Source organism: Bacillus safensis (genome assembly GCF_039619585.1).
GTDB classification, from domain to species: domain Bacteria; phylum Bacillota; class Bacilli; order Bacillales; family Bacillaceae; genus Bacillus; species Bacillus safensis.
In genome coordinates this window covers 2,014,028-2,037,554 of record NZ_CP154909.1, presented here as the reverse complement: position 1 = coordinate 2,037,554, position 23,527 = coordinate 2,014,028, and the positions used below count along the sequence as shown (strand labels likewise).

At 41.9% G+C, this 23,527-nt stretch carries 26 protein-coding genes; 24 read left to right on the top strand and 2 right to left on the bottom strand.

All coding sequences use genetic code 11. From position 1 onward, the window contains the following. Positions 1-31: 31 nt before the first annotated feature. The 7 genes from AAYR28_RS10310 (at position 32) to ypjB (ending at position 4,779) form a co-directional block, all read left to right on the top strand. Positions 32-571 (top strand): ReoY family proteolytic degradation factor, encoded by a 540-nt coding sequence (locus AAYR28_RS10310; protein WP_008344562.1) that lies wholly within the window; start codon positions 32-34, stop codon positions 569-571. Between the two features lie 61 nt (positions 572-632). Continuing rightward, the gene (locus tag AAYR28_RS10305) at positions 633-1,079 is read left to right on the top strand and encodes a YpiF family protein (protein WP_120208139.1); all 447 of its coding nucleotides are present in this window, start codon (positions 633-635) and stop codon (positions 1,077-1,079) included. A gap of 144 nt (positions 1,080-1,223) precedes the next feature. Continuing rightward, a complete protein-coding gene (locus AAYR28_RS10300; RefSeq protein WP_007500911.1) occupies positions 1,224-1,730 on the top strand; it encodes a ubiquinol-cytochrome c reductase iron-sulfur subunit in 507 nt (168 codons plus the stop codon). 2 nt (positions 1,731-1,732) lie between these two features. Beyond that, positions 1,733-2,407, top strand: a complete 675-nt coding sequence (gene qcrB / locus AAYR28_RS10295; protein WP_003215804.1) for a menaquinol-cytochrome c reductase cytochrome b subunit — start codon at positions 1,733-1,735, stop codon at positions 2,405-2,407. 41 nt (positions 2,408-2,448) lie between these two features. Further along, positions 2,449-3,216: a menaquinol-cytochrome c reductase cytochrome b/c subunit gene (locus tag AAYR28_RS10290; RefSeq protein WP_024422792.1), complete on the top strand. Its 768-nt coding sequence runs from the start codon at positions 2,449-2,451 to the stop codon at positions 3,214-3,216. A 100-nt stretch (positions 3,217-3,316) separates the two neighbouring features. Beyond that, positions 3,317-3,910 (top strand): DUF1405 domain-containing protein, encoded by a 594-nt coding sequence (locus AAYR28_RS10285; protein ID WP_024428102.1) that lies wholly within the window; start codon positions 3,317-3,319, stop codon positions 3,908-3,910. 65 nt (positions 3,911-3,975) lie between these two features. Beyond that, positions 3,976-4,779, top strand: coding sequence for a sporulation protein YpjB (gene ypjB / locus AAYR28_RS10280; protein WP_041109608.1), 804 nt, complete (start codon positions 3,976-3,978; stop codon positions 4,777-4,779). A gap of 30 nt (positions 4,780-4,809) precedes the next feature. Here ypjB and AAYR28_RS10275 read toward each other — a convergent pair whose 3' ends face one another. Further along, on the bottom strand, positions 4,810-5,682 hold the full coding sequence (locus AAYR28_RS10275) for a YitT family protein (RefSeq protein WP_024422789.1): 873 nt from the start codon (positions 5,680-5,682) through the stop codon (positions 4,810-4,812). A gap of 137 nt (positions 5,683-5,819) precedes the next feature. Between AAYR28_RS10275 and AAYR28_RS10270 the strand changes: the two genes are divergently transcribed. From AAYR28_RS10270 to AAYR28_RS10190, 17 genes are all read left to right on the top strand, one after another. After that, positions 5,820-6,155 carry a nucleotide pyrophosphohydrolase gene (locus AAYR28_RS10270; RefSeq protein ID WP_024422788.1) on the top strand — a complete coding sequence of 112 codons (336 nt, stop codon included), beginning with the start codon at positions 5,820-5,822 and terminating at the stop codon, positions 6,153-6,155. A 5-nt stretch (positions 6,156-6,160) separates the two neighbouring features. Next, positions 6,161-6,964, top strand: coding sequence for a 4-hydroxy-tetrahydrodipicolinate reductase (dapB, locus tag AAYR28_RS10265; protein WP_034280443.1), 804 nt, complete (start codon positions 6,161-6,163; stop codon positions 6,962-6,964). Positions 6,965-6,981: 17 nt separating this feature from the next. After that, positions 6,982-7,401, top strand: coding sequence for a methylglyoxal synthase (mgsA, locus tag AAYR28_RS10260; RefSeq protein ID WP_034280445.1), 420 nt, complete (start codon positions 6,982-6,984; stop codon positions 7,399-7,401). Next, positions 7,388-8,092, top strand: a complete 705-nt coding sequence (gene bshB1, locus AAYR28_RS10255) for a bacillithiol biosynthesis deacetylase BshB1 (RefSeq protein ID WP_046311596.1) — start codon at positions 7,388-7,390, stop codon at positions 8,090-8,092. Before mgsA ends, bshB1 begins: the two co-directional genes overlap by 14 nt. A gap of 2 nt (positions 8,093-8,094) precedes the next feature. Beyond that, positions 8,095-9,240, top strand: coding sequence for an N-acetyl-alpha-D-glucosaminyl L-malate synthase BshA (gene bshA, locus AAYR28_RS10250; protein WP_081124530.1), 1,146 nt, complete (start codon positions 8,095-8,097; stop codon positions 9,238-9,240). Continuing rightward, complete coding sequence (locus AAYR28_RS10245) at positions 9,233-10,435, top strand: CCA tRNA nucleotidyltransferase (RefSeq protein WP_120208137.1); 1,203 nt, start codon at positions 9,233-9,235, stop codon at positions 10,433-10,435. The genes bshA and AAYR28_RS10245 overlap by 8 nt, the downstream gene beginning before the upstream one ends. After that, the gene (locus tag AAYR28_RS10240) at positions 10,408-11,391 is read left to right on the top strand and encodes a biotin--[acetyl-CoA-carboxylase] ligase (protein ID WP_065214695.1); all 984 of its coding nucleotides are present in this window, start codon (positions 10,408-10,410) and stop codon (positions 11,389-11,391) included. The genes AAYR28_RS10245 and AAYR28_RS10240 overlap by 28 nt, the downstream gene beginning before the upstream one ends. 197 nt (positions 11,392-11,588) lie before the next feature. Next, positions 11,589-12,428 carry a 3-methyl-2-oxobutanoate hydroxymethyltransferase gene (gene panB, locus AAYR28_RS10235; protein ID WP_024422781.1) on the top strand — a complete coding sequence of 280 codons (840 nt, stop codon included), beginning with the start codon at positions 11,589-11,591 and terminating at the stop codon, positions 12,426-12,428. After that, complete coding sequence (panC, locus tag AAYR28_RS10230) at positions 12,425-13,291, top strand: pantoate--beta-alanine ligase (RefSeq protein WP_065214696.1); 867 nt, start codon at positions 12,425-12,427, stop codon at positions 13,289-13,291. The genes panB and panC overlap by 4 nt, the downstream gene beginning before the upstream one ends. Further along, positions 13,284-13,667, top strand: a complete 384-nt coding sequence (panD, locus tag AAYR28_RS10225) for an aspartate 1-decarboxylase (RefSeq protein ID WP_024422780.1) — start codon at positions 13,284-13,286, stop codon at positions 13,665-13,667. Before panC ends, panD begins: the two co-directional genes overlap by 8 nt. Positions 13,668-13,780: 113 nt before the next feature. After that, complete coding sequence (dinG, locus tag AAYR28_RS10220; RefSeq protein ID WP_065214697.1) at positions 13,781-16,573, top strand: ATP-dependent DNA helicase DinG; 2,793 nt, start codon at positions 13,781-13,783, stop codon at positions 16,571-16,573. 132 nt (positions 16,574-16,705) lie between these two features. Beyond that, on the top strand, positions 16,706-16,876 hold the full coding sequence (locus tag AAYR28_RS10215) for a YpmA family protein (RefSeq protein ID WP_065214698.1): 171 nt from the start codon (positions 16,706-16,708) through the stop codon (positions 16,874-16,876). Between the two features lie 12 nt (positions 16,877-16,888). Then, positions 16,889-17,374: a cell wall elongation/penicillin-binding protein regulator TseB gene (gene tseB, locus AAYR28_RS10210; RefSeq protein WP_024422779.1), complete on the top strand. Its 486-nt coding sequence runs from the start codon at positions 16,889-16,891 to the stop codon at positions 17,372-17,374. A 114-nt stretch (positions 17,375-17,488) separates the two neighbouring features. Continuing rightward, positions 17,489-18,781 (top strand): asparagine--tRNA ligase, encoded by a 1,293-nt coding sequence (gene asnS / locus AAYR28_RS10205; protein WP_120208333.1) that lies wholly within the window; start codon positions 17,489-17,491, stop codon positions 18,779-18,781. Between the two features lie 99 nt (positions 18,782-18,880). Further along, positions 18,881-19,585 carry a DnaD domain-containing protein gene (locus AAYR28_RS10200; protein ID WP_120208135.1) on the top strand — a complete coding sequence of 235 codons (705 nt, stop codon included), beginning with the start codon at positions 18,881-18,883 and terminating at the stop codon, positions 19,583-19,585. 17 nt (positions 19,586-19,602) lie between these two features. Continuing rightward, complete coding sequence (nth, locus tag AAYR28_RS10195) at positions 19,603-20,265, top strand: endonuclease III (protein ID WP_024422776.1); 663 nt, start codon at positions 19,603-19,605, stop codon at positions 20,263-20,265. Next, a complete protein-coding gene (locus AAYR28_RS10190) occupies positions 20,262-20,771 on the top strand; it encodes a YpoC family protein (RefSeq protein ID WP_065214700.1) in 510 nt (169 codons plus the stop codon). The genes nth and AAYR28_RS10190 overlap by 4 nt, the downstream gene beginning before the upstream one ends. Before the next feature lie 36 nt (positions 20,772-20,807). On the opposite strand, the gene AAYR28_RS10185 is transcribed toward AAYR28_RS10190, so the two are convergent. Beyond that, positions 20,808-23,513, bottom strand: coding sequence for a PBP1A family penicillin-binding protein (locus AAYR28_RS10185; protein WP_120208133.1), 2,706 nt, complete (start codon positions 23,511-23,513; stop codon positions 20,808-20,810). Between the last annotated feature and the right edge of the window lie 14 nt (positions 23,514-23,527).

Genomic DNA, 23,527 nt, shown 5'->3' with positions numbered 1-23,527 from the left:
CAATTTAATTTACGATAGAGGAGGGAATAACATGCAGACCCCTGTTTCTGTCAATGAAAAAAAGGAATTTATCCGGTGGTTCTTAAACCATTATCAGCTAAAGCGAAGAGAGTGTGTTTGGATATTAAATTATTTAATGAGTCACGACTCTTTGATGGAAAAGGTTCATTTTGTAGAGCAAGCAGAATTTTGCCCAAGGGGAATCATCATGTCAACACACTGTGTGGATGAAGTTCCCTTTAGATTTTATAAAGAAAACATCATGACGACAGATGCTGAAAAGTCATTTCATGATATTCGTTTGAATAAACAGCAGGATTTGTTTATTCAATTGAATTTCCGTTCTGCTTATCGTTCGCCGGAATATGCAGCTGTTCTTGAAACAAATCCTCATATTCCAAAGGATCTTTATGAGAACGAAAAAGATAAGGATCTTGCTGAGAAAGTGCTTGAGCACTCAATCGCAACTTTCCAAAAAGAACGGCTCATGAAAGAGATAGATGAAGCACTTGACCGTCATGATCAAGAAACATTTAATAAGCTGGCAAAAGAATTAAGCCTATTGTCATAAACTGAGCGAATAAGCCTTGCCCTATACAGGCAGGGCTTATGTCATGAAAGAGGGGAAATTGATGAAGTTTCAAGCAGAGGACGCGGATCGCTTTTTGCAATCTAAAGCTTACATTGATACCGCTATCATTCCATTAGTTGGGATTAATGCCGATCAAATGAAACAAACCGTGTCTTTAGGAGAGTTTACTATTCTTGTAGCAGATGAACTTGAAAGACAGTTAAAAGGGCGGGTTTTTCTTTTTCCGCCACATACATATTTGGAAGTGAGTGACCGGAAACAAGAAGACATACTCACAATGAAGCAGTCGCTCAAAGATCATTTTCAGCATGTCGTATTGATCACATCTGATCACCAGTGGAAAGAGCATACTGAGATCAGTGAATCGCTATTTTTGCTCAAGCCGGTTCCGCTGGAGCATTTGAAGGTTGAATTAAAGCAAAAAGTGATTCAAGACAGTGTAGAACAAATTTTGAACTTTTTGTTACAAAAATGGAACCCTTCATAAAAACCCTTACATTTGCATTGTACATAGCTTTTTAGGATGTTGACCTTGTGAATAGATTGATATATTATGAGGGTGTCCTAGTTTTATGAAATTTTTTCTAATTCAGTTATAAAGTAGCTGACGACCTGAGGGGGGGAGAAAAAAATGAGCGAGAAGAGACATGGAGTGTCCAGGCGTCAATTTTTGAATTACACGTTGACCGGCGTGGGGGGATTTATGGCCGCTGGAATGCTCATGCCTATGGTTCGCTTTGCGCTTGACCCTGTGCTAAAAGGAACAGAGGATCAGGATATGGTTCAAGTTGTCAGTGTAGATGAACTGACAAAGGAACCGAAGCGCTTTGACTTTAAAATTGATCAAGTAGATGCATGGTACGAGTCAAAGGAATCTAGGTCAGCATGGGTGTACAAAGAAGGGGATGAAATTGTCGCTTTATCGCCAATCTGTAAACATTTAGGATGTACAGTGAACTGGAACAGTGATCCGAAAAATCCAAACAAATTTTTCTGCCCGTGCCATTATGGGCTGTACGACAAGGATGGTACAAACGTACCCGGAACTCCACCGCTTGCACCGCTTGACCATTATAAGCAGCAAGTGAAGGACGGATACCTCTATCTTGGAAAAGCTGTGCCGAAAGGGGAAGGGTAACGATGCTTAACAAGATTTACGATTGGGTAGATGAGCGGCTGGACATTACACCAATATGGAGAGATATTGCGGATCACGAGGTGCCAGAGCACGTCAACCCAGCACATCATTTCTCCGCTTTTGTGTATTGTTTTGGCGGTTTAACGTTTTTTGTGACAGTCATTCAAGTCCTTTCGGGCATGTTTTTAACGATGTATTACGTGCCGGATATTAAAAATGCCTGGGAATCTGTCTATTATTTGCAAAATGAAGTGGCATTTGGCCAGATTGTCAGAGGGATGCACCACTGGGGTGCGAGTTTAGTTATTGTGATGATGTTTTTACATACGCTAAGGGTCTTTTTCCAAGGGGCGTATAAAAAGCCTAGAGAGCTGAACTGGATTGTTGGTGTGCTCATTTTCTTTGTGATGCTTGGACTTGGTTTTACAGGTTATCTTTTACCATGGGATATGAAGGCGCTGTTTGCGACTAAGGTTGGTCTTCAAATAGCAGAAGCAACACCTTTCATTGGTAAAGAGATCAAAACGCTGCTTGCAGGTCATCCTGACATTGTAGGGGCACAAACGCTGACGAGATTTTTCGCTATCCATGTCTTTTTCTTGCCAGCGGCATTATTTGGGCTGATGGCTGCCCACTTTATTATGATTCGTAAGCAAGGAATTTCTGGACCGCTTTAAAATGCTGCGTTTGATGAATGTTCAATGAGGAGGGGATGACTTTGCATAGGGGAAAAGGGATGAAGTTTGTCGGAGATTCCAGAATACCGGCAGAAAGAAAACCTAACATACCTAAAGACTATTCCGAATATCCGGGAAAAACAGAAGCCTTTTGGCCGAACTTTCTTTTAAAGGAATGGCTTGTAGGTGCCGTTTTTTTAATTGGATTTCTTGTCCTAACTGTTGTTCATGCGCCTCCGCTTGAGCGGATGGCTGATCCAACAGATACTGGCTATATTCCGCTGCCAGACTGGTATTTCCTATTTTTGTACCAGTTATTAAAATATGAATTTGCTGCAGGAAACTTCACTGTCGTCGGCGCGATGATTATGCCTGGAATTGCGTTTGGTGCACTTTTGCTCGCACCATTTCTTGATTCAGGTCCAGAACGCAGACCGTATAGAAGACCAATTGCAGTCGGGATGATGATTCTTGCAGTCGGCGCAGCAACATATTTAACGTGGGAGTCTGTTGCAACTCATGATTGGGAAGCAGCGGCAAAACAAGGTGAGATTAAGAAAGAAGCAGAGATTGATACTTCAGCTGAAGAGTATAAAATTTATCAAGAGCAGACATGTATCTCCTGCCACGGGGATAATATGCAGGGCGGAGCAGCTGGACCGTCACTTGTTGACAACGGTCTTTCGCCTGAGGAGATCGCTAAAATCGCTGTAGAAGGAAAAGGCAACATGCCGAAGGGTGTTTTTAAAGGCAGTGATGAAGAACTCGAGAAGCTCTCTAAATATTTATCTGAGGTCAAATCAAAATAATTCAGTTGTTTAAATGCAAGTACAAGGATATACTCAAAAGAGAAAAAGCTGGCGCTGTCAGCTTTTTTCTGATTTTAACAGATCGTGAGTGAAGAGACATATGAGATGGATTCAATATTTGCTAGCGACGCGCTACATGCTTGTGCTGGTGCTTATGATCAATTTCCTTGGCACTGTGTACGGCTACTATTGGTATATTCCGCAGCTCGTAGAGACACCGGCTGTCTTTTTAGCTTTTGTACCAGACAGTCCAACGGCCAGCTTTTTCTTTTTATTTGTATTACTTGCGTTTTTGATGAAACGAAATGCTCCTTATTTTGAAGCACTTGCTCTTGTGACCTTGATTAAATATGGGTTATGGGCAGTAGGAATGAATATCTTTGTGCTTTTATCTGTTGATGATTTTCCGTGGGAAGGATACATGCTGATTGGGTCTCACTTTGCGATGGCGGTTCAGGCTGTATTGTTTGCGCCATATTATCGTTTTCAAATGCGTCATCTCGTGGTAGCAGGCATTTGGATCTTACATAATGATGTAATTGATTATGTATTTGGTATGATGCCCCGTTATTCTATGCTGTCTGCTTACTCAAACGAGATCGGCTACGTGACGTTTTGGCTAAGTATTGCGGTTCTTCTTGTTTCGTATTATCTCGTTCTATCGAAAAAATCGGTCAAGCTGGAACTCCCTTAACAATGTTGGTCTAACCTTGTCCTTTTCTTCATACGCTGTAAGGAGAAGGGCTAGGAGGGACTTGCATGAAACGAAAGCCAATCGCGATGATTCTATTATTTTTTCTCGTATTACAGCCAGCAGTTGCCAAAGGTGAGGAAACAGCTGCTAACACGCTGCAAGAATTAACGGAACTATCAGATTCCATCTTTCAATTAACGAGACAAGCTAAATATGATGAGGCGTTACAAGTCGCATTGTATGTTGAAAAGACATTTAAAGCTGAGAATTGGCGTGGAACTTTGACGAATACGCAGATTCGGCAAATTACACTTGGCTATCAAGATATGATAAAAGGGCTGCCGCAAGAAGAATTGAATGAGCGCGAAAAGCTTCGTTATGCCTCTCAATTTAGAATGCTGCTTGATGCGATCCAGTCGGATTCTGAGCCTCTTTGGGGTTCGCTGGAGAAGCCCATTATGGGGTCTTTTCCTACTTTGAAAAAAGAAGTAAAAGATCCAGAGTCGACGACATTTTATGAAACTTGGAATGAGCTGGTTTCTTTATACGATATGATCTATCCGAGTTTAACCATTGATATTTCGCCTGAAAAGCTCCAGACGATTAAGCAGCACATGGAAGTGATTGAGCAAGGTGAGTTTTTAAAAGCATCAAGTGGGACAAAGCTTGAACGTCTCACGAAGCTGGAAGAGGATTTATCGAGTGTGTTTGCTCACGTCGATGAAGATGAAGCTGATCCATCGCTTTTATGGGTCATCTTAACAACCGGGAGTATCATTTTATTAACGTTAACGTATGTTGGATTTCGGAAATATCGTGCTGAAAAAGAAAAGAAGCAAAAACGTCAGGCTGATTATCCTAAATCATAAAAAAAGAAGCCCAAAACTGGTGCTTCTTTTTTAATGCGGATTGAGCGGCTTTTTGTGTTCATCTAATGTAAAGCCTTCACCGAGTACATCATGCACGTCACTGACAGATACAAACGCATGAGGATCGACTGAGGTCACGACGCTTTTAAGGTGGACAAGCTCGTTTTTCGGAACGACGCAATAAAGGACGTTGCGCTCCTGTTTCGTATAGGAACCGACCCCTTTTAAGATGGTGACACCGCGCTCCATTTCATCCGTGATTTTCTTTTGAATGATGTCATCTTTTTCAGAGATAATCATGGCGCCTTTGGCAGCGTAAGCGCCTTCCTGCATGAAGTCAATGACCTTCGCAGCAACAAACACTGCGACAAGTGTATACATCGCTTCTTTATAATTTAAGTAGGTCAGAGAGATGGTAATGACGCATGCGTCGAAGATGAACATCGTTCGTCCCATTGCCACCTGATAATGCTTGTTGATCAGTCTTGCAATGATGTCCACACCGCCTGTTGTACCGCCGAATTTAAAGATGATCCCGAGGCCTGTTCCGATAAATACACCTGCAAAGAGGGCGGCTAAGGCTAAATCGTGCTGGAGAGGCATATGTATTTGAAAGCGCTGGAAGATGGCAAGAAAGACAGAAAGACTCACTGTTCCTACAATTGTATAAGTAAACATCGTTCTGCCAAGCATTTTCCAGCCTATAAAAAAGATCGGAATGTTTAAGACAAGGTTTGAAATAGATGGGTCAATGTGAAATAGAAAATATAAAAGCAGTGTAATACCTGTAAATCCGCCTTCCGCCAAATTGTTCTGCATATTAAAATGAACAAGACCGAAAGAAAAAATCGCAGATCCTATTAAAATAAATACGATATTTTTAAGACGAATTTCTTTTAGCAAGAGACCACTCCTTTTTTTGCTTAGACAGCGATAATATTATATGGTATGGGAGAGAAACAAGCAAACTGAGTCTTAAACATTTGTCAAATATTTATGATTTCGCTAACATGTAAGAGATGGATAGGAGGATGAGCTTCATGACGAAAGAAAAAACGCTGCGTCACGTGCAGCAAGAAGTAGATGATTACATAGGACAATTTAAAGAAGGCTATTTCAGCCCGCTTGCGATGATGGCCCGCCTGACAGAAGAATTAGGGGAGCTGGCAAGAGAGGTTAACCATTACTATGGAGAAAAGCCGAAAAAAACAACGGAAACAGAAAAAAGCATGGAAGAAGAAATTGGCGATGTTTTGTTTGTGTTAACATGCCTCGCTAATTCACTTGATATTTCACTAGAAGAAGCACATGATCGTGTGATGCATAAATTCAATACAAGAGATAAAGACCGCTGGACGAAAAAAGAAGGGAAGTAGAGACGATGACAAACGAAACCATCAAAGTAGTAATCGCTGGAGCAAGAGGAAGAATGGGGATAGAGGCTGTGAAGCTGGCGGAAGAAACAGGCCATTTTGAGCTGGTGGCCGCACTTGATCACACGCATGAAGGAAAAAAATTATCTGATGTGATTCATACGACATCTAATGCACCGATTTATACGGATATTGATGTGTGTCTTTCAGAAACAGCACCAGATGTATTAATTGATCTGACAACACCTGAAATCGGGAAAGTACATACAAAAAAAGCACTTGAACATGGCGTGCGTCCAGTCGTAGGAACAACTGGATTTTCAGAAGATGACCTAAAAGAGCTTCAGCAATTAACAGAAGAAAAGGGCATAGGCTGTATTATTGCACCAAACTTTGCTGTTGGTGCGGTCTTAATGATGAAATTTGCCAAAATGGCCGCGAATTATTTCCCTGACGTTGAAATCATTGAGCTTCACCACGATAAAAAACTAGATGCCCCAAGCGGTACGGGCTTAAAAACGGCTGAAATGATTGCAGAAGTAAGAGAAAGCAAAAAGCAGGGACATCCAGAAGAGAAAGAATTAATCGAAGGGGCACGAGGAGCCGATTATGATGGTATCCGTCTGCACAGCGTGAGACTTCCTGGTATGATTGCACATCAAGAAGTGCTGTTTGGAATGGACGGACAGACGCTCACCATTCGTCATGATTCTTATAACCGTGCATCCTTTATGTCAGGCGTGAAGCTTTCAGTAGAGCAGGTCATGCACATTGATCAGCTCGTTTATGGTTTAGAAAATATCATCGACTAATAAGGAGTGGATTCCTGATGAACATTGCTTTAATCGCTCATGATAAGAAAAAAAGTGACATGATTCAGTTTGCCACCGCGTATCGTGATATTTTGGCAGATCATACACTTTACGCAACAGGGACAACAGGTTTGAGAGTGAAAGAAGCGACGGGGCTTCCCATTCATCGTTTCCAATCAGGACCACTTGGGGGAGATCAGCAGATCGGTGCTTTAATTGCTGATAATGCAATGGATCTTGTGCTCTTTTTTAGAGACCCGCTAACTGCGCAGCCGCATGAACCGGATGTATCTGCACTCATCCGGCTTTGCGATGTGTATACCATTCCATTAGCCACCAATATGGGAACCGCTGAAATTTTAGTCAGGAATTTAAATAAAGGTACGTTTGATTTTCGAGATGTAGCAAAAAACGGAGGAACAAATGAAACGACTTGATATCCTTGCATTCGGTGCCCATAGCGATGATGTAGAGATCGGCATGGGCGGAACGATTGCAAAATACGTAAAAAAAGGGGCGCGCGTCGGGATTTGCGACTTAACTCAGGCCGAATTATCTTCAAATGGAACGGTAGAGAGCCGCAAAGAAGAAGCAAAAGCCGCCGCCGCTATTTTAGGTGTCAGAGCGAGAATCCAGCTCACACTGCCAGATAGAGGGCTGTATCTAAATGATGAAGCGATGAAGGAAATTGCGGGCGTGATTCGAACATACAAACCGAAACTGATTTTCGCTCCGTACCACCAAGATCGGCATCCAGATCATGGCCATGCGGGCTCACTTGTAGAAGAGGCCGCTTTTTCTGCAGGTATACATAAATTTGAAGATTCATACAAGCAGCCAGCGCATAAAATAAGCCAAATGTATTATTACATGATTAATGGGCACCATCGTCCAGATTTTGTGATCGATATTTCTGAGGAAATGCACCAAAAAATTGATAGCTTGCACGCGTATAAAAGCCAATTTGTTAAATCGGCAAACTCAGTAGAGACACCTCTTGTGAACGGTTATATTGATTTTGTCAAAATGAGAGAGTCTATGTATGGAAGAGAAGTCAACAAAGCTTATGCAGAAGGGTTTATCACAAAGAAACCACTTTTGATAGACGATGACTTACTTGGGGGGTAATTATGAAAAAACTGAAGATCGGAATTACTTGTTATCCAAGTGTCGGCGGCTCAGGCATTATCGCCACGGAGCTTGGAAAACGTTTAGCTGAAAAAGGGCACGATGTTCATTTCATTACCTCTAGCATTCCGTTTAGGCTTAATAAAGTATATCCGAATATTTATTTTCATGAGGTGGATGTGAATCAATATGCAGTTTTTCAATATCCTCCTTATGACCTTGCGCTGGCAAGTAAATTGGCCGAAGTCGCAAAACGAGAAAAGCTTGACATTATTCACGCGCATTATGCAGTCCCGCACGCTGTCTGTGCGTTTCTAGCCAAACAAATGACTGGACACTCTGTGAAAGTCGTTACGACGCTTCATGGAACGGATATTACGGTTTTAGGCTATGATCCATCATTAAAAGAAGTGATCCGGTTCGCCATCGAATCATCGGACCGCGTAACAGCGGTGTCGCATTCATTAGCTGCGCAGACGTACGATCTCATCAAACCAGATAAAAAAATTGATACGATTCATAATTTTGTTGATGAACGGGTGTATTTGCGTGAAGATCACGATTTGTTAAAGACACATTATGGTCTTTTACCGAACGAAAAGGTCATCATCCATGTATCAAACTTTCGAAAGGTGAAACGGGTGCATGATGTGATTCATGTGTTTCAAAAGATTTCTGAACAGGTGCAGGCAAAGCTGCTGCTCATTGGTGATGGTCCTGAGAAATCGGTTGTATGTGAACTCGTGAAAAAATTAGGACTGACAGACCGCGTATTGTTTTTAGGCAAGCAAGAGAAGGTTGAGGAGCTTTATTCAATAAGTGATTTGAAGCTGCTTCTTTCGGAGAAGGAGAGCTTTGGGCTTGTGCTTCTTGAAGCAATGGCATGCGGTGTCCCTTGTATCGGTACGGATGTCGGCGGTATTCCAGAGGTCATTACACATGGAGAAACAGGGTTTCTTGTCCCGCTCGGCGATATAGATGGAGCAGCAAAGCACGCAGTGTCTCTGCTGAAAGACGAAGCGCTTCATGAAAAAGTGTCAGCGGCAGCTCAGTCTAGTGTTCAGGCTCATTTCTCCTCTGATAAGATTGTGAGTGAATATGAGAAGCTTTACCTAGAATTGATCGAAGGTGATGATGAAGATGAATGAACCATTCACACATGCGATCCCTATATTACATACACTGCACGAACATGGGCATCAGGCTTACTTTGTCGGCGGAGCGGTGAGAGATGTTCTATTAGGACGGGAAATCGGCGATATCGATATTGCGACAGATGCAACACCTGATAAGGTTGAGTCCTTATTTGAAAAAACAGTAGATGTCGGTAAGGAGCATGGCACTGTCATTGTGTTGCATGATGGTGTCAGCTATGAGGTCACGACGTTTCGAACGGAATCAGAATATGAAGATTTTCGCAGACCGAAAGAAGTGGCGTTTATCACGTCGCTTAAGGAAGATCTTTTAAGAAGAGATTTAACGATTAATGCGATGGCCATGGATATAAATGGGGAAATTATTGATCATGTAGGTGGAAAACAGGATATTAAGCGGAAACGAATTCAAACCGTAGGAGATCCTGCGTGCCGCTTTCAAGAAGATGCGCTTCGCATGATGAGAGCTGTCCGTTTTTTAAGCCAGCTTGGCTTTGAACTCGCTGATGAAACGGCTGAAGCTATGAAAAAGGATAAGCATCTGTTTGCCAACATATCAGTTGAGCGCAAAAAGATTGAAATGGAGAAGCTTTTAAAAGGCCGTCATTGTGAGAAGGGCATTCAAGTACTCATTTCAACCAAATTATATGAAGAATTGCCAGGTCTCAAAGAGGAGCGTCTTCATGAATCCTTTCAAGCCTTTCCATATTACTTACTGGATGGACTAGAAGAGGTATGGGGGGCTTTCATCCATTTGCTCGGCCTAGATGAAGCGGAGGCTGCGGCCTTCTTAAAAGAATGGAAGCTGTCAACGAAGCTTTTGAAAGACGCAGTGGCTATTAGTCAATACGTTGATTGTGACTGGGATGCGGAAACCATGTTTGAAGCTGGTGAACACGTGCTCTTATCTAGTTTGAAGATCACACAGCTAAAACATGAGCGCCGCATTTTCTTTGATGAGCTGGAGGCAGCGAAGCGTTCTTATGATGCACTTCCGATTAAAAAGCTCCAAGACCTCGCTGTTTCAGGAAAAGATTTAATGGCCTTTCGGCAAAAGCCGTCTGGGAAATGGATTGCAGAGGAGCTTGATTTTGTGAAAAAAGCCGTTTTGCAAAACCGTTTAGAAAACCGAAAAGAAGCCATAGAGGAGTGGCTTAAAGCATGCGATCCGCAATTAGAAAACGATTAATTGAACTATTTACAGCATCCAGTCAGGATTTTGTCTCAAGTCAGCAGATTTGTGATGAGCTTGGCTGCTCCCGAACAGCTGTGTGGAAGCATATGGAGGACTTGCGAAAAGAGGGGTATGAGGTAGAAGCAGTTAGAAGAAAAGGATACCGTCTGCTTCGTAAACCGGACAAAATTAGTGAGGACGAAATTCTGTTTGGTCTGGAAACAGAGAGTTTCGGCAGGCATATTTACTTTCAGAAAGAAGTCGCTTCCACTCAGCTGATTGCCCATGATCTTGTCAATGAAGGTGCGCCCCACGGCACAATCGTTGTCAGCGATCATCAGACAAACGGAAAAGGGCGTCTTCAAAGAACGTGGCATTCACCAAATGGGACAGGCATTTGGATGAGTCTTATTCTCCGGCCTGAGATCCCGCTGCATAAAGCGCCGCAAATGACGCTTTTGGCATCTGTAGCCATCGCAGAAGCGATTGCGCAGCAAACAGGACTCAATCCATCTATTAAATGGCCAAACGATATTTTGTTGAATGGAAAAAAGGTCGTTGGCATTCTGACTGAATTAAAAGCAGAAGCTGACCAGGTTCATGCGGTCATCATTGGGCCGGGCATTAATGTGAACCAAACAGCTGATGACTTCCCGGATGAACTAAAGGATGTCGCCACAAGTCTGCGAATGGAACTGAATGAAAAAGTGGATCGGGCTGCACTCATACAACAGATCATGTCCACTTTTGAAAAAAGGTATGACGATTACATGAAGCAAGGATTTGCGCCGATTAAACAATTATGGGAATCGTTTGCGATGACGATCGGTCAACATATTGTTGCCCGCACCGTCAATGGGCAATATACGGGGAAGGCGCTTGGCATCAATGAAGAAGGTGTTTTATTGCTTGAAACGGAGGACGGTATCCAAAAAATCTACTCCGCAGACATTGAGATCAAGTCAACTTGAGTGGAACACCCGGCACATTTTTGATATACTTCGTGTGGGCAGTATCTGCAAAGAACTGTACCTGTTAGGAAGAAAAATTCGATAAATTTCTGCCTTGATCCTAAGGGACTTGGACAGAGGGATGATTCGCCGCACATGAGAAATCAAAGCATGTGATGTGAGGCAAGCCATCTCCTCTCCAGAATGAGGAGGAACAAATGAAGACAAAGCTAGATTTTTTCAAAATGAAAGAACAAAACGAACCTATAGTGATGCTGACCGCATACGACTATCCAGCTGCAAAGCAAGCGGAAAAAGCGGAAGTCGACATGATCTTAGTTGGTGATTCACTTGGGATGGTTGTACTTGGACTAGATTCCACAGTTCAAGTCACGATGGATGATATGATCCATCACACAAAAGCAGTGAAAAGAGGCGCAAAAGACACATTTGTTGTGACTGATATGCCATTTATGTCTTACCATTATTCGTTAGAAGAAACAATGAAAAATGCAGCACGCATCATGCAAGAAAGCGGTGCCGATGCCTTAAAGCTAGAAGGTGGAGATGGAGTATTTGAATCCATTCAAGCTTTAACAAGAGGCGGAATTCCTGTCGTCAGTCATTTAGGCCTCACACCTCAATCAGTTGGTGTACTTGGCGGGTATAAAGTGCAAGGAAAAGACCACGAAAGTGCTCAAAAATTGATTGAAGACAGCTTGAAATGTGAGGAAGCCGGAGCGATCGCACTTGTGCTGGAATGCGTACCTGGCGAACTGACAAAACGAATTACCGACATGCTGAAGATTCCTGTGATCGGAATTGGTGCAGGAGCTGAGGCAGACGGACAAGTTCTCGTTTACCATGATGTGGTAGGATACGGGGTGTCTAGAACACCTAAGTTTGTGAAACAATACGCGCAAATTGATACTGTTTTAGAAGAAGCGCTCATTCAATATACGAAAGAAGTAAAAGCACGTACCTTTCCAGAGGACATGCACACGTTTCATATTAAAGAAGAGGTCCTTGATGGCTTATATGGGGGAATCAAAAAATGAACGTTGTCACCCATATTCACGAGCTAAAAGAATTAATTAAGCAGCATCAAGAAAACCAGCATTCCATCGGCTTTGTCCCAACGATGGGCTTTCTTCATGAAGGACATCTGACGCTTGCGAAAGAGGCAAGAGGTCAAAATGACATTGTCGTGATGAGTATTTTTGTCAATCCTTTGCAATTTGGACCAAATGAAGACTTTGAATCCTATCCAAGGGATATGGAAAGAGACCAGCGTCTTGCAGAACAAGCAGGGGTGGATATTTTATTTACACCTGATGTGAAGGAAATGTACCAAAATGAACCATCTATTACGATGACGGTTCAAAAGCGGACGGATGTCTTATGCGGAAAAAAACGCCCAGGACATTTTGACGGCGTTGTCACTGTGCTCACAAAGCTGTTTCATCTTGTGTCACCAACAAATGTCTACTTTGGACTAAAGGATGCACAGCAAGTCGCTGTGATCGATGCGATGATCAAGGATTTCTTCTTTGATCTTCACCTTGTATCTGTACCGACAGTCAGAGAAGAAGACGGTTTAGCGAAAAGCTCAAGGAATGTGTACTTGTCAGAAAAAGAAAGACAAGAAGCACCCGCTTTATACCGCGCATTAAAAAAAGGCCGGTCAGCTGTTGAAAAAGGCGAACGTGATGTCAGTCGTGTATACCAGCTGATTGAAGAGGAACTTGTTCAGACGTGCGGAGAAATTGATTATATTGAGATCTACTCATATCCAGAACTTGAGCCGCTTGAGCAGTTAACAGGTCAAGTCATTATGGCGATTGCGGTGAAATTTTCACGGGCAAGACTGATTGATAATGTGATTTTCCATGTTCCTGAAAGCGGTGAAAAACATGTATAGAACCTTTATGACATCTAAGCTTCATAAAGCAACGGTAACAGAAGCAAACTTACATTATGTGGGAAGTATTACAATTGACGAAGATTTACTTGATGCGGCAGGTATGATGGCAAATGAGAAAGTACAAATTGTCAACAATCATAATGGCGCAAGACTTGAAACATATATTATTCCCGGCGAAAGAAAGAGCGGTGTCATTTGTCTAAATGGGGCGGCGGCGAGACTCGTTCAGCCAGGGGATGAAGTCATTATTATCGCTTATGGGATGCTGTCAGAAGAAGAAGCAAAGACACATACACCAAAAGTGGTCGTGTTAAATAAACAAAATCAAATTGAACAAATGATTGGGCAAGAGCCTGCGAGAACGATTTTATAACGCAGGCTCCATGGAAACAGAACAGTTTCAGAAGAGAGGCTGTTCTGTTTCATCTATTTTGTCCAGAGTGTGTTTCACTTCAGGGTGAAACGAGGAATTGAGGTGTCCATTTTATGACCGATCAAAGGTTTGTTGTCGTTGATATTGAAACCACCGGAAATTCACCTAAAAAGGGTGATAAAATCATTCAAATAGCTGCGGTGGTCATTGAAAATGGACAAATTGTCGAACGGTATTCAAAATATGTGAACCCGGGAAAAGCAATCCCTGGATTTATTGAACAGCTGACAGGCATTCAGCAGCACATGGTTGAGGATGCGGTGTTTTTTGAGGATATTGCCCAAGAGGTGTATGATCTCATACAGGGTGCTTATTTTGTTGCGCACAATGTTCATTTTGACTTGAATTTTTTAAATGATGAACTAAAAGCATGCGGGAAAAATGAGCTGGATGTGCTAGCAATTGATACAGTTGAGATCTCTAGAATTCTTTATCCTGAGCTTGAAGGTTATAAGCTCACTGAATTAAGTGAAGAGCTCATGCTTCCACATGACCACCCGCATAGGGCGGATAGTGATGCGGAAGTTACTGCCATGTTATTTTTAACTTTATTACATCAATTAAAACATACACCGAAAATTGTGCTGAAGCAGCTGCGCAGATTATCCTCTTATCTCCTAAGTGATATAGGACTTTTAATTCAGCAGCTTGAAACAAGTCATGCTAGCCGGGAAGATTCTTTGGTGGAAGTCGGCTCTTTTGCTGTAAAAGATGTCACCAATCCTATCAGTAGGGCGACACATTCAGTAGGTGAAGATGATGAACAGCTGTTTGAGGAAATCAAAAAGAAGCTTCCGCAAACGGTGGAAGGCTATGAGGTAAGAGAAGGCCAGCTTACAATGATGAATAAAGTGAGAGATGTGTTTCATGAAAGAGCCTATGCATTAATTGAGGCGGCACCGGGTATTGGGAAAACGCTCGCTTACCTCATCCCAGCTGCTCTAGAAGCGAGGAAATCAGGAAAACCTGTCATTATTAGTACATATTCCATACTTTTGCAGCAGCAAATGCTTCAGCGTGATGTGCCGATGTTGAATCAATTGCTCCCGTTTGAGCCTGCTGCCTGTGTATTTAAAGGTCGGGCGCATTATATTTGTTTAGATAAGTTTGAGCATGTGCTTCATGAGGAAGATGATAACTATGATGTCGTCTTAACGAAGGCGCAAATTTTAATGTGGCTCCTTGTAACAGAAACAGGTGATTTATCTGAACTGAATTTACCGTCAGGAGCTGCCAATATAAAAGACCGCATTTCCTGTGTGCATATGCCGTTTACATCGAAAAAGCGCCGTTTTAAAGAGTATTGCTTTTATGAGCGCGCCAAAAAAAGGGCAAAAACAGCAGATTTAATTTTAACGAATCATCGTCTGCTCTTATCACAAACGGAGGCATCGTCTATCTTTCAGCATGCTGACGTATATGTGATAGACGAAGCCCATCAATTTGAGAAAACAGCCAATGAAACCCTAGGGGATAGCGCGTCTTATATCCAGCTTCACGCGAAGTTAACACAGCTTGGCTCCTTGCAAGGCGGATTGTTAAAGAAACTGAAAAAGAGATTTCATCATGCTGGGTTACAGACAGACACCTTTATTGAAATGGATGAGTATCTCAATCAGCTTCAAATGGAAAGTGACGCTTTCTTTAGCACCGTCCATTCATTTGTGAAAAGGACAAAACCAAAAGCCGACATCAATCGTCTCATTCATAGAGTACGTCATCATTCAAAGCATGCTCAGTGGAAACGGATTAAAGAAACGGCAAGTAAGCTTTGTTCCTTGTTAATTGCTTGTGAAAAGCTGTATGAACAGCAAAAAAATGAGCTTCTTCAAAAAAGTGATCAGCTGACAGAACACTTTGCCTTTGAAGCAGAGGAATACGACCAAGTCATGTCGTTTATGCATACCTTTTGCAGTACACTGTACCGGTTTATCTTTGAACCGAAAAACGATGAAACGGTTTGGATTGAAATTGATGCAAAAGGTGCCAAAAACGCTGTCTTTATGCATGCACAGCCGTTAGATACTGGGGAGCTTTTGGCTGACCGTTTCTTTATGAACAAAAAGAGTGTTGTCCTCACATCAGGGACGCTTACCATTAATCACCGTTTTGATTATTGCTTGGAACGGTTTGGCCTGCAAGATTTTTACCCTCATCTTGTGCAAATTGATTCACCTTTCGAACTTGAAAAACAGCTTAAGGTCATTGTTCCAGCAGACATGCCGCCGATTACAAACCGTGATGAACGAGATTATGTAAAGCAGGCTGCGCAATATATTAAGGTCATGGAAAAGCAGCAGCATGCAAAAATATTGGTTTTGTTTAATTCACATGAGATGTTAAAAGCAGTCTATGAAGAGCTAAAAACAGAAGGGATGCAGTCAGCCCTTTTTGCTCAAGGTCTAACAGGCGGAAGCCCCGTAAAATTAACGAAAATGTTCAAATTAGCAAAACAGGCCATTTTACTTGGTACGGGTAGTTTTTGGGAAGGTGTTGATTTTCCGGGCTCAGAGCTGACAACAGTCATCATGGCACGTCTTCCGTTCCGGCCGCCTGATTCTCCGCTTATTGAAGCCAAATGTGATGCAGCAAAAAAACAAGGGAAAAATCCGTTTAAAGCCGTCGCTTTACCAGAAGCTGTGTTAACCTTTAAGCAAGGAGCTGGACGCTTGCTGCGTTCTGAAAAAGACATAGGCACATTGCTGATTTTAGACCGCCGAGTGAAAACCGCTTCATATGGAAAACTATTTTTAGAATCACTCCCTCATGCGCCGGTTCACGAGATGTCAAAAGAGTCACTTGAGGCGTATATAGAAAACCTTAACAACGAAAAGCCGCTGTCATAAGCGGCCTTTAGCTGGTGTGGGTTTGGAGTTAATTTATCGTAACGGCTTTTTGTGTTCCGTTGTAAAAATAGTATCGGTTCCCGTGCAGAAAAGTATGACTAACAATATTTACGTACCGAGGAGGAATTAGAAGTGGAAAGTAAAATAGAGGTACTTTCAACTGTTCAAATTAAGCATTCAGAAGACCTGTACAAAATCGTTGACTTATTGAACAGAACGCTTAAAAGAGAAGATCTTATGTTTGGATTAGCATTAGATCAAGAAGATCAAAATCAAGCGGTATTTACGATATACCGCACATAGGGGAAGCTTGACATGAAAAAAATAGTCTGGATTATTTCATCTGTAGTGGCTCTCGTTCTGCTTATTGGCATCATCAGCTTTACGTGGATTTATCAAATTGCCATGGGGCAAAGAGAACAAGGGCATGAAGCAGCGATTGAACGAGCAAAAGAACAAGCAAATATCGTACAAGTGGAGCAAGTGGAAACCTTTGTCGGGAAAGAAAAACAATTTATTGTTGAAGGGAAAAACAAACAGAATGAAACGACCTACGTTTGGGTTCCTGCCAGCAAAAAAGAAAAAGTGATCGCAAAAAAAGCAAAAGAAGGTATTACCTCGAATCAAGCAGTACAAGCCGTTCAAAAGGAGAACACGGTCTCTAAGCTAAAAGAAGTCAAATTAGCGAGAGAAGGTGACGTACTTCTTTGGGAAGTGACATACTTAAATGAGAACAATCAATATAGCTTCAGCTATGTCGACTTCTCGACAGGACACGTGGAAAAAAATTTAACACCGTAGTTTCTCCTGTCTTGCGTTGACCATGCTGATTTAGAACGGTTATAATAAAATGTATGAAAAAAGATTCACACCTGTCTAAAGGTGAGTTTCTTTCTGGCTTTGGAGGGAATTATGTTGAAAACAACGATTAATCAAGTGTTCAAACACGTCGATCAAGAAGTAACCATCGGCGCATGGATTGCCAATAAACGTTCAAGCGGAAAAATTGCATTTTTGCAGCTGCGTGACGGGACAGGCTTTATTCAAGGAGTCGTAGTAAAAGCAGAAGTGGAAGAGGAAGTCTTTAAGCTTGCGAAATCAGTCACTCAAGAAACATCTGTCTATGTAACAGGTCAAGTGACAAAAGATGAGCGTTCACCGCTAGGTTTTGAATTGCAAGTGAAATCCATTGAAGTGATTCATGAAGCGACAGATTATCCAATTACACCAAAAGAGCATGGAACAGAATTCTTAATGGATCACCGTCATTTATGGCTTCGTTCTAAAAAACAGCATGCCATTATGAAAATCCGTAACGAAATTATTCGTGCTACATATGAATACTTCCATCAAGAAGGTTTCGTGAAAGTAGATCCGCCAATTTTAACTGGAAGTGCACCTGAAGGCACAACGGAACTGTTTGCTACGAAATATTTTGATGAAGATGCATACCTTTCTCAAAGTGGTCAGCTTTACATGGAAGCTGCGGCAATGGCACTCGGAAAAGTATTCTCATTTGGCCCAACATTTAGAGCTGAAAAATCTAAAACAAAACGTCATTTAATTGAGTTTTGGATGATCGAGCCTGAGATGGCTTTTGTCGAATTTAATGAAAACCTTGAGTATCAAGAAAATTATGTGTCTCATGTTGTTCAAAGTGTACTTGAAAACTGTAAAGTGGAGCTGCAAACACTAGGCCGTGATACAGCAAAATTAGAAAATATCAAAGCACCATTCCCGCGCATCACTTACGATGAAGCGATTAAATTCTTGCAGGAAAAAGGCTTTGATGATATCGAATGGGGAGATGACTTCGGAGCGCCTCACGAAACAGCGATCGCCGAAAGCTATGATAAACCAGTGTTTATCACTCATTACCCAACATCATTAAAACCGTTTTATATGCAGCCAGCACCTGATCGTGAAGATGTTGTCCTTTGTGCAGACTTGATTGCACCAGAAGGCTACGGAGAGATTATTGGCGGTTCTGAGCGTGTTCATGATTTAGAGCTTCTTGAAGCAAGATTGAATGAACATGGGCTTGATCAGGAAACTTACAAATGGTATACAGAATTAAGACAATATGGTTCTGTGCCGCATTCAGGTTTTGGTCTTGGACTTGAACGTACAGTTGCTTGGATTAGCGGAGCGCCGCATGTGCGTGAAACCATTCCTTTCCCAAGATTATTAAACCGTTTATACCCTTAAGACATGAAAGCCTCCAACAAATGGAGGCTTTTTCAAACGTCTTTTTAGAGGGGCACGTGAAATAAAACGTGATATACTTAAAATGAAGAGGTGTATCCGATGAATAGACAGCAATTTATTAATATGCAGCAAATGGGGTCGACAAGTTTGCCTAATTTGCTGATTGCTCATTATGAGCAGTTAGGACTGAATGAATCACAGATGATGGTGATGCTTAAAATTAAAATGAATGAAGAACAAGGCGTTTTCTTCCAAACATTTGAAGAGCTTTCTCAAGGCATGACCATTTCAGCGGAAGAGTGTGCGTATATGGTTCAGCATCTCATTCAAAAAGGATTTATCTCGATTCAGCCATTTGAAGACAGGTCTGGTATTCAGCATGACCGCTATTCAGTAGAACCTTTATGGGGCGTGCTGTATGACTTTTTAGAAGCAAAACAGGCGAAAGAAGCGCAAAAACATCATGTGCAGGCTGAAAAATCTTTATATGCTTTATTTGAAGATGAATTCGGCAGACCGCTGTCTCCTCTTGAAGGAGAAACACTTTCGATCTGGATGGATCAAGACCATCATGATACTGAGATGATTCGGCTGGCGCTAAGAGAAGCCGTTTTATCAGGGAAATTAAATTTCCGTTATATTGATCGAATTTTATTTGAGTGGAAAAAGAAAGGGCTGAAAACAGCGGAAGAAGCAAAAGAACATAGCCAGCACTTCCGTTCTCAGCAGAAAACGCCGCCTTCAAACGAAGAGACGTCCACTTATAAACGACAAGTTCCTTTTTATAATTGGCTGGAACAATAACCAATAAAGGAGAAGGCATGTTATCAAAAAAACAAATCAATGAGTGTTTAGACATTATAGGAGATATGTTTCCAGAGGCTGAGTGTGAGCTTGTTCATGCCAATCCATTTGAGCTTGTGATTGCTGTTGCGCTCTCTGCTCAATGTACGGACGTGCTTGTAAACAAGGTCACCAAAACGTTATTTCAAAAATATAAAACACCAGAAGACTATTTAAGTGTACCGCTTGAAGAACTGCAGCAAGATATTCGTTCGATTGGTCTTTATCGAAATAAGGCTAAAAACATTCAAAAGTTGAGCAAAATGCTGATTGAAGAATATGGCGGTGAAGTACCAAAGGACCGGGATGAGCTTGTTAAGCTTCCTGGGGTTGGCCGGAAAACAGCAAATGTCGTCGTTTCGGTCGCTTTTGGTGTACCGGCAATAGCAGTAGATACACACGTAGAACGAGTCAGTAAACGTCTAGGCATCTGCCGCTGGAAAGATTCTGTGCTTGAAGTAGAGCAAACCTTGATGAAAAAGGTACCAAAAGAAGATTGGTCTGTGACGCATCACCGTCTGATCTTTTTTGGGAGATATCATTGTAAGGCGCAGCGGCCGCAGTGCGAATCGTGTCCACTTCTTGATATGTGCAGAGAAGGGCAGAAGAGGCTGAAAAAAGGATTGGTGAAGCTGGCATGAGCGGGGCAGCTGTTTTCACCTCATATGTCGAAAAGCTAAAAGAAAAAAAGGTAGAGATTAAAGGTGATCGAGTAGATATACTGAGGGCCAATCCGCTCGCATATGATCTATCTTCAGAACCTTTAACAGACGAGTTTCCATGGCAGGAAACGGAAGAATTTGTTCCTGTGATGTTTGAGCTGTGGGACGAATTAAAAGAAAAAATGCTTCCTCGTTTCCAAACAAGAAAATCCCGCTGTGAAGAAGATGATATGCTGCAAGGAATCGTCAGTATGATTGCGATGTTTTACTGGATCAAAGGGGAGAGTGTCCAAACGTTTGAATGGGAACATATCAAGCAAGAGACATTTCCTGTTGCTCCGATTAATTGGACGGAACGTTTAGAGTTCATTTTGCTAAAACCAACTCAATATCATTGCTTTATTCAATTGGACGAGCTATACACGGAATTAAAAAAGCAGTATGGAAAATATGAAGCACTTAAAAAAATCAAACAGCAGCGTTAAAAAAAGCACTTGCCATAGGAGGCAAGTGCTTTTTCATTATTCATCTTCTTTTCGAGAAGTAGCATTTGATTGCGAATTGGAACTTTGAGAGTTGGCTTTCTCATCATCTTTCTTTTTATCTTTATTATCAGTTTGCGAGTTGCTGTTCCCATTTGTACTGTCTGAGCCATTATCTGAAGAACCATTATTTCCGTTTTCTGTATTTCCACCTTGGTCCTGATCCTTATCTTGATCTTTTTTGTCATCAGGCTTTTGCTCATCAGTGCCAGGGGGCTGATTTTTGTTATCGTCTGTTTGGTCTGTCTGCTCGTCGTCAGGCTGCTGCGGTTCTTCTTCTTTATTCTCATCATCCGCTTTTTCTTCCTCATCTGCGTCATCCTTAATGGTGAGGAAGGTAGATGCCGCTTTACTCGTGACATCATCTACAGTGGCTGTCACTTGGAATTTATATGTGGAGCCAGGCTTCACATCAGAGATGACCGCTTCTTTAGCAGAGCTGTTTTGAATCTCTTTATAGCCGCCATTATCAACTGCTTGCTTGACATTAAATGTAGCATCAGCGTCGTCAGAATAGCCCCAAGTCAGTGTGATGGATTTTTTCTCTTCATCATACACCGCTTTTAAGTCAGAAGGCTTATCGGCTTCTTTTTTCTCAAAAGTGTCAGACACTTTTGTTGGAACCGTACCTTTTACAAAGTATTCTGTTGTCTTCTTGTCACTTGGTGTATTCGGTCCGGCTAATTTTGCAGGATCGGATCCTTTTTCAACCGTAGCTTCAACGACACTGTCTGGTTTTTCAAATGAGCCGCTTCCATCATCAATTTGAGAAATCAATCGCTGGAAGACAATTTTGGCAACACGCTGCTCGTTTTCATTCAGCCATACTTTGCCGTCTGCATCTTTTGAATTACCGATTCCCGTCCAAACGGCTGCTGTGTATTGCGGAGTATAACCGACAAACCACGAATCTTTTGCACCGCCAGAAGGGATATTGTGTGTCTTAATATCTTTTTCTATAAAGTTCGTTGTACCTGTTTTACCAGCTACTTGAACGTTCGGTACTTGTGCAAGTGTACCAGTTCCAGATTGGACAGCAGTTTTCAGCATATCTGTGATCATAAATGCTGTATAATCACTCATTGCTGCTTTTGAGTCCGGCGTAAGGTCAAGTTTTGTCCCGTCATTAAATTCAACAGACGTGACAGCATGCGGTTCGTTATAGTATCCGTTATTACCGAATGCACTAAATGCTCCAGCCATCTTAAGGGAGGAGACACCATCGTCAAATCCACCGATTGAGTAGGACTCTGGAATGTCAGAAGGTAAGTCCATACCTAAGTTATTAGCGAATTGAACGGCATTGTCTGTACCAGCTTCTTGGAAAGCTTTTAGGGCAGGAATGTTACGTGATTGTGCCAAAGCACTTCTCATCGACATTTTCCCTAAGTGTCTTCTGTCAAAGTTATTAATCGGCGTACCGTTTGAGTACGTATACGGTGCATCATCAATTTGCTGATATGTTGACCATTTTTTGTTTTCAATGACTGGGCCGTAATCTAAGATCGGTTTAATTGTGGACCCTGGCTGGCGTTTTGCATCCGTCGCATAGTTAAAGCCGCCTGCTGGTACATCACGTCCACCGCCAATGGCGCGTATTTCACCATTTTTCGTATCAAGCAGGGTGACACCCGCCTGCATCCCTTTCGTAAATCCAACTGAATCTCCATTAATGATATCATTTAGGTGATCCTGGGCTTTTCGATCAAGTGATGTATAGATTTTTAATCCGTCAGTTGACGCATCCACTTTAGCTTTTTTCTGAACTTCTTCCATCACTTCTTCAATGTAGGCAGAGTACTTACTAGAGTTTTGGCTCTTATATTTACTAGCTGAAACAACTGTCTTGCTGACAGGGGTTGCTTTTGCAGCGTCATAGTCTTTTTCTGAAATGTAGCCTTGTTTTTTCATAAGGCTTAAAACGATATTACGGCGTTTTTCCGCTGCCTCGGGATGTTTCACTGGGTTATAGGCAGAAGGACTCTGCGGCATACCTGCAAGTGTGGCAGCCTGTGCAACGGTTAGTTTATTTAAATCTGTGACTCCGAAAAATTGTTCAGCTGCTTTCCCAACACCATAAGCATAAGGAGAGAAGAAAATACGGTTTAAATACATTTCTAAAATTTCATCTTTAGAGTATTTTTGCTCAAGCTGAATCGAGAGCCATACTTCCTGTACTTTCCGTTTTAACGTCTTTTGATTGCTCAGGAGGGAGTTTTTCACAACCTGCTGTGTAATTGTACTTCCGCCTTCAGCACCAAAGCCGTCCTCAACGTTTGCGACAAGTGCACCGCCGATACGGATTGGATCAATCCCGTGGTGCTTATAAAAACGTGCATCTTCAGTCGCAATAAACGCGTCTTTTACTACATCGGGTATATCTTTTATCGAGACATACGTTCTTTTTTCTGCACCAACTTCTGCAAACACTTTCTTGTCTTTATCATAAAGCTTTGAAGAGTATGGTGTTTTAAGCTTACTATCATCAATAGAAGGAGCGCTTGATGCAAAAACGGCAAAAGTTGTGATTCCGGCAACTAAACAAAGTAGACCGATCACGAGTAAAGATAAAAATATTTTTTTAAATAGACCTGCTTTCTTTTTGCCTTTTTTGTTCTTTTGCTTCTTATTGTTTTCTTGACTTGCTTTACGTCGCTGTTCACGACTTGTAAATTGATCAGACATCACATCTCAACCTT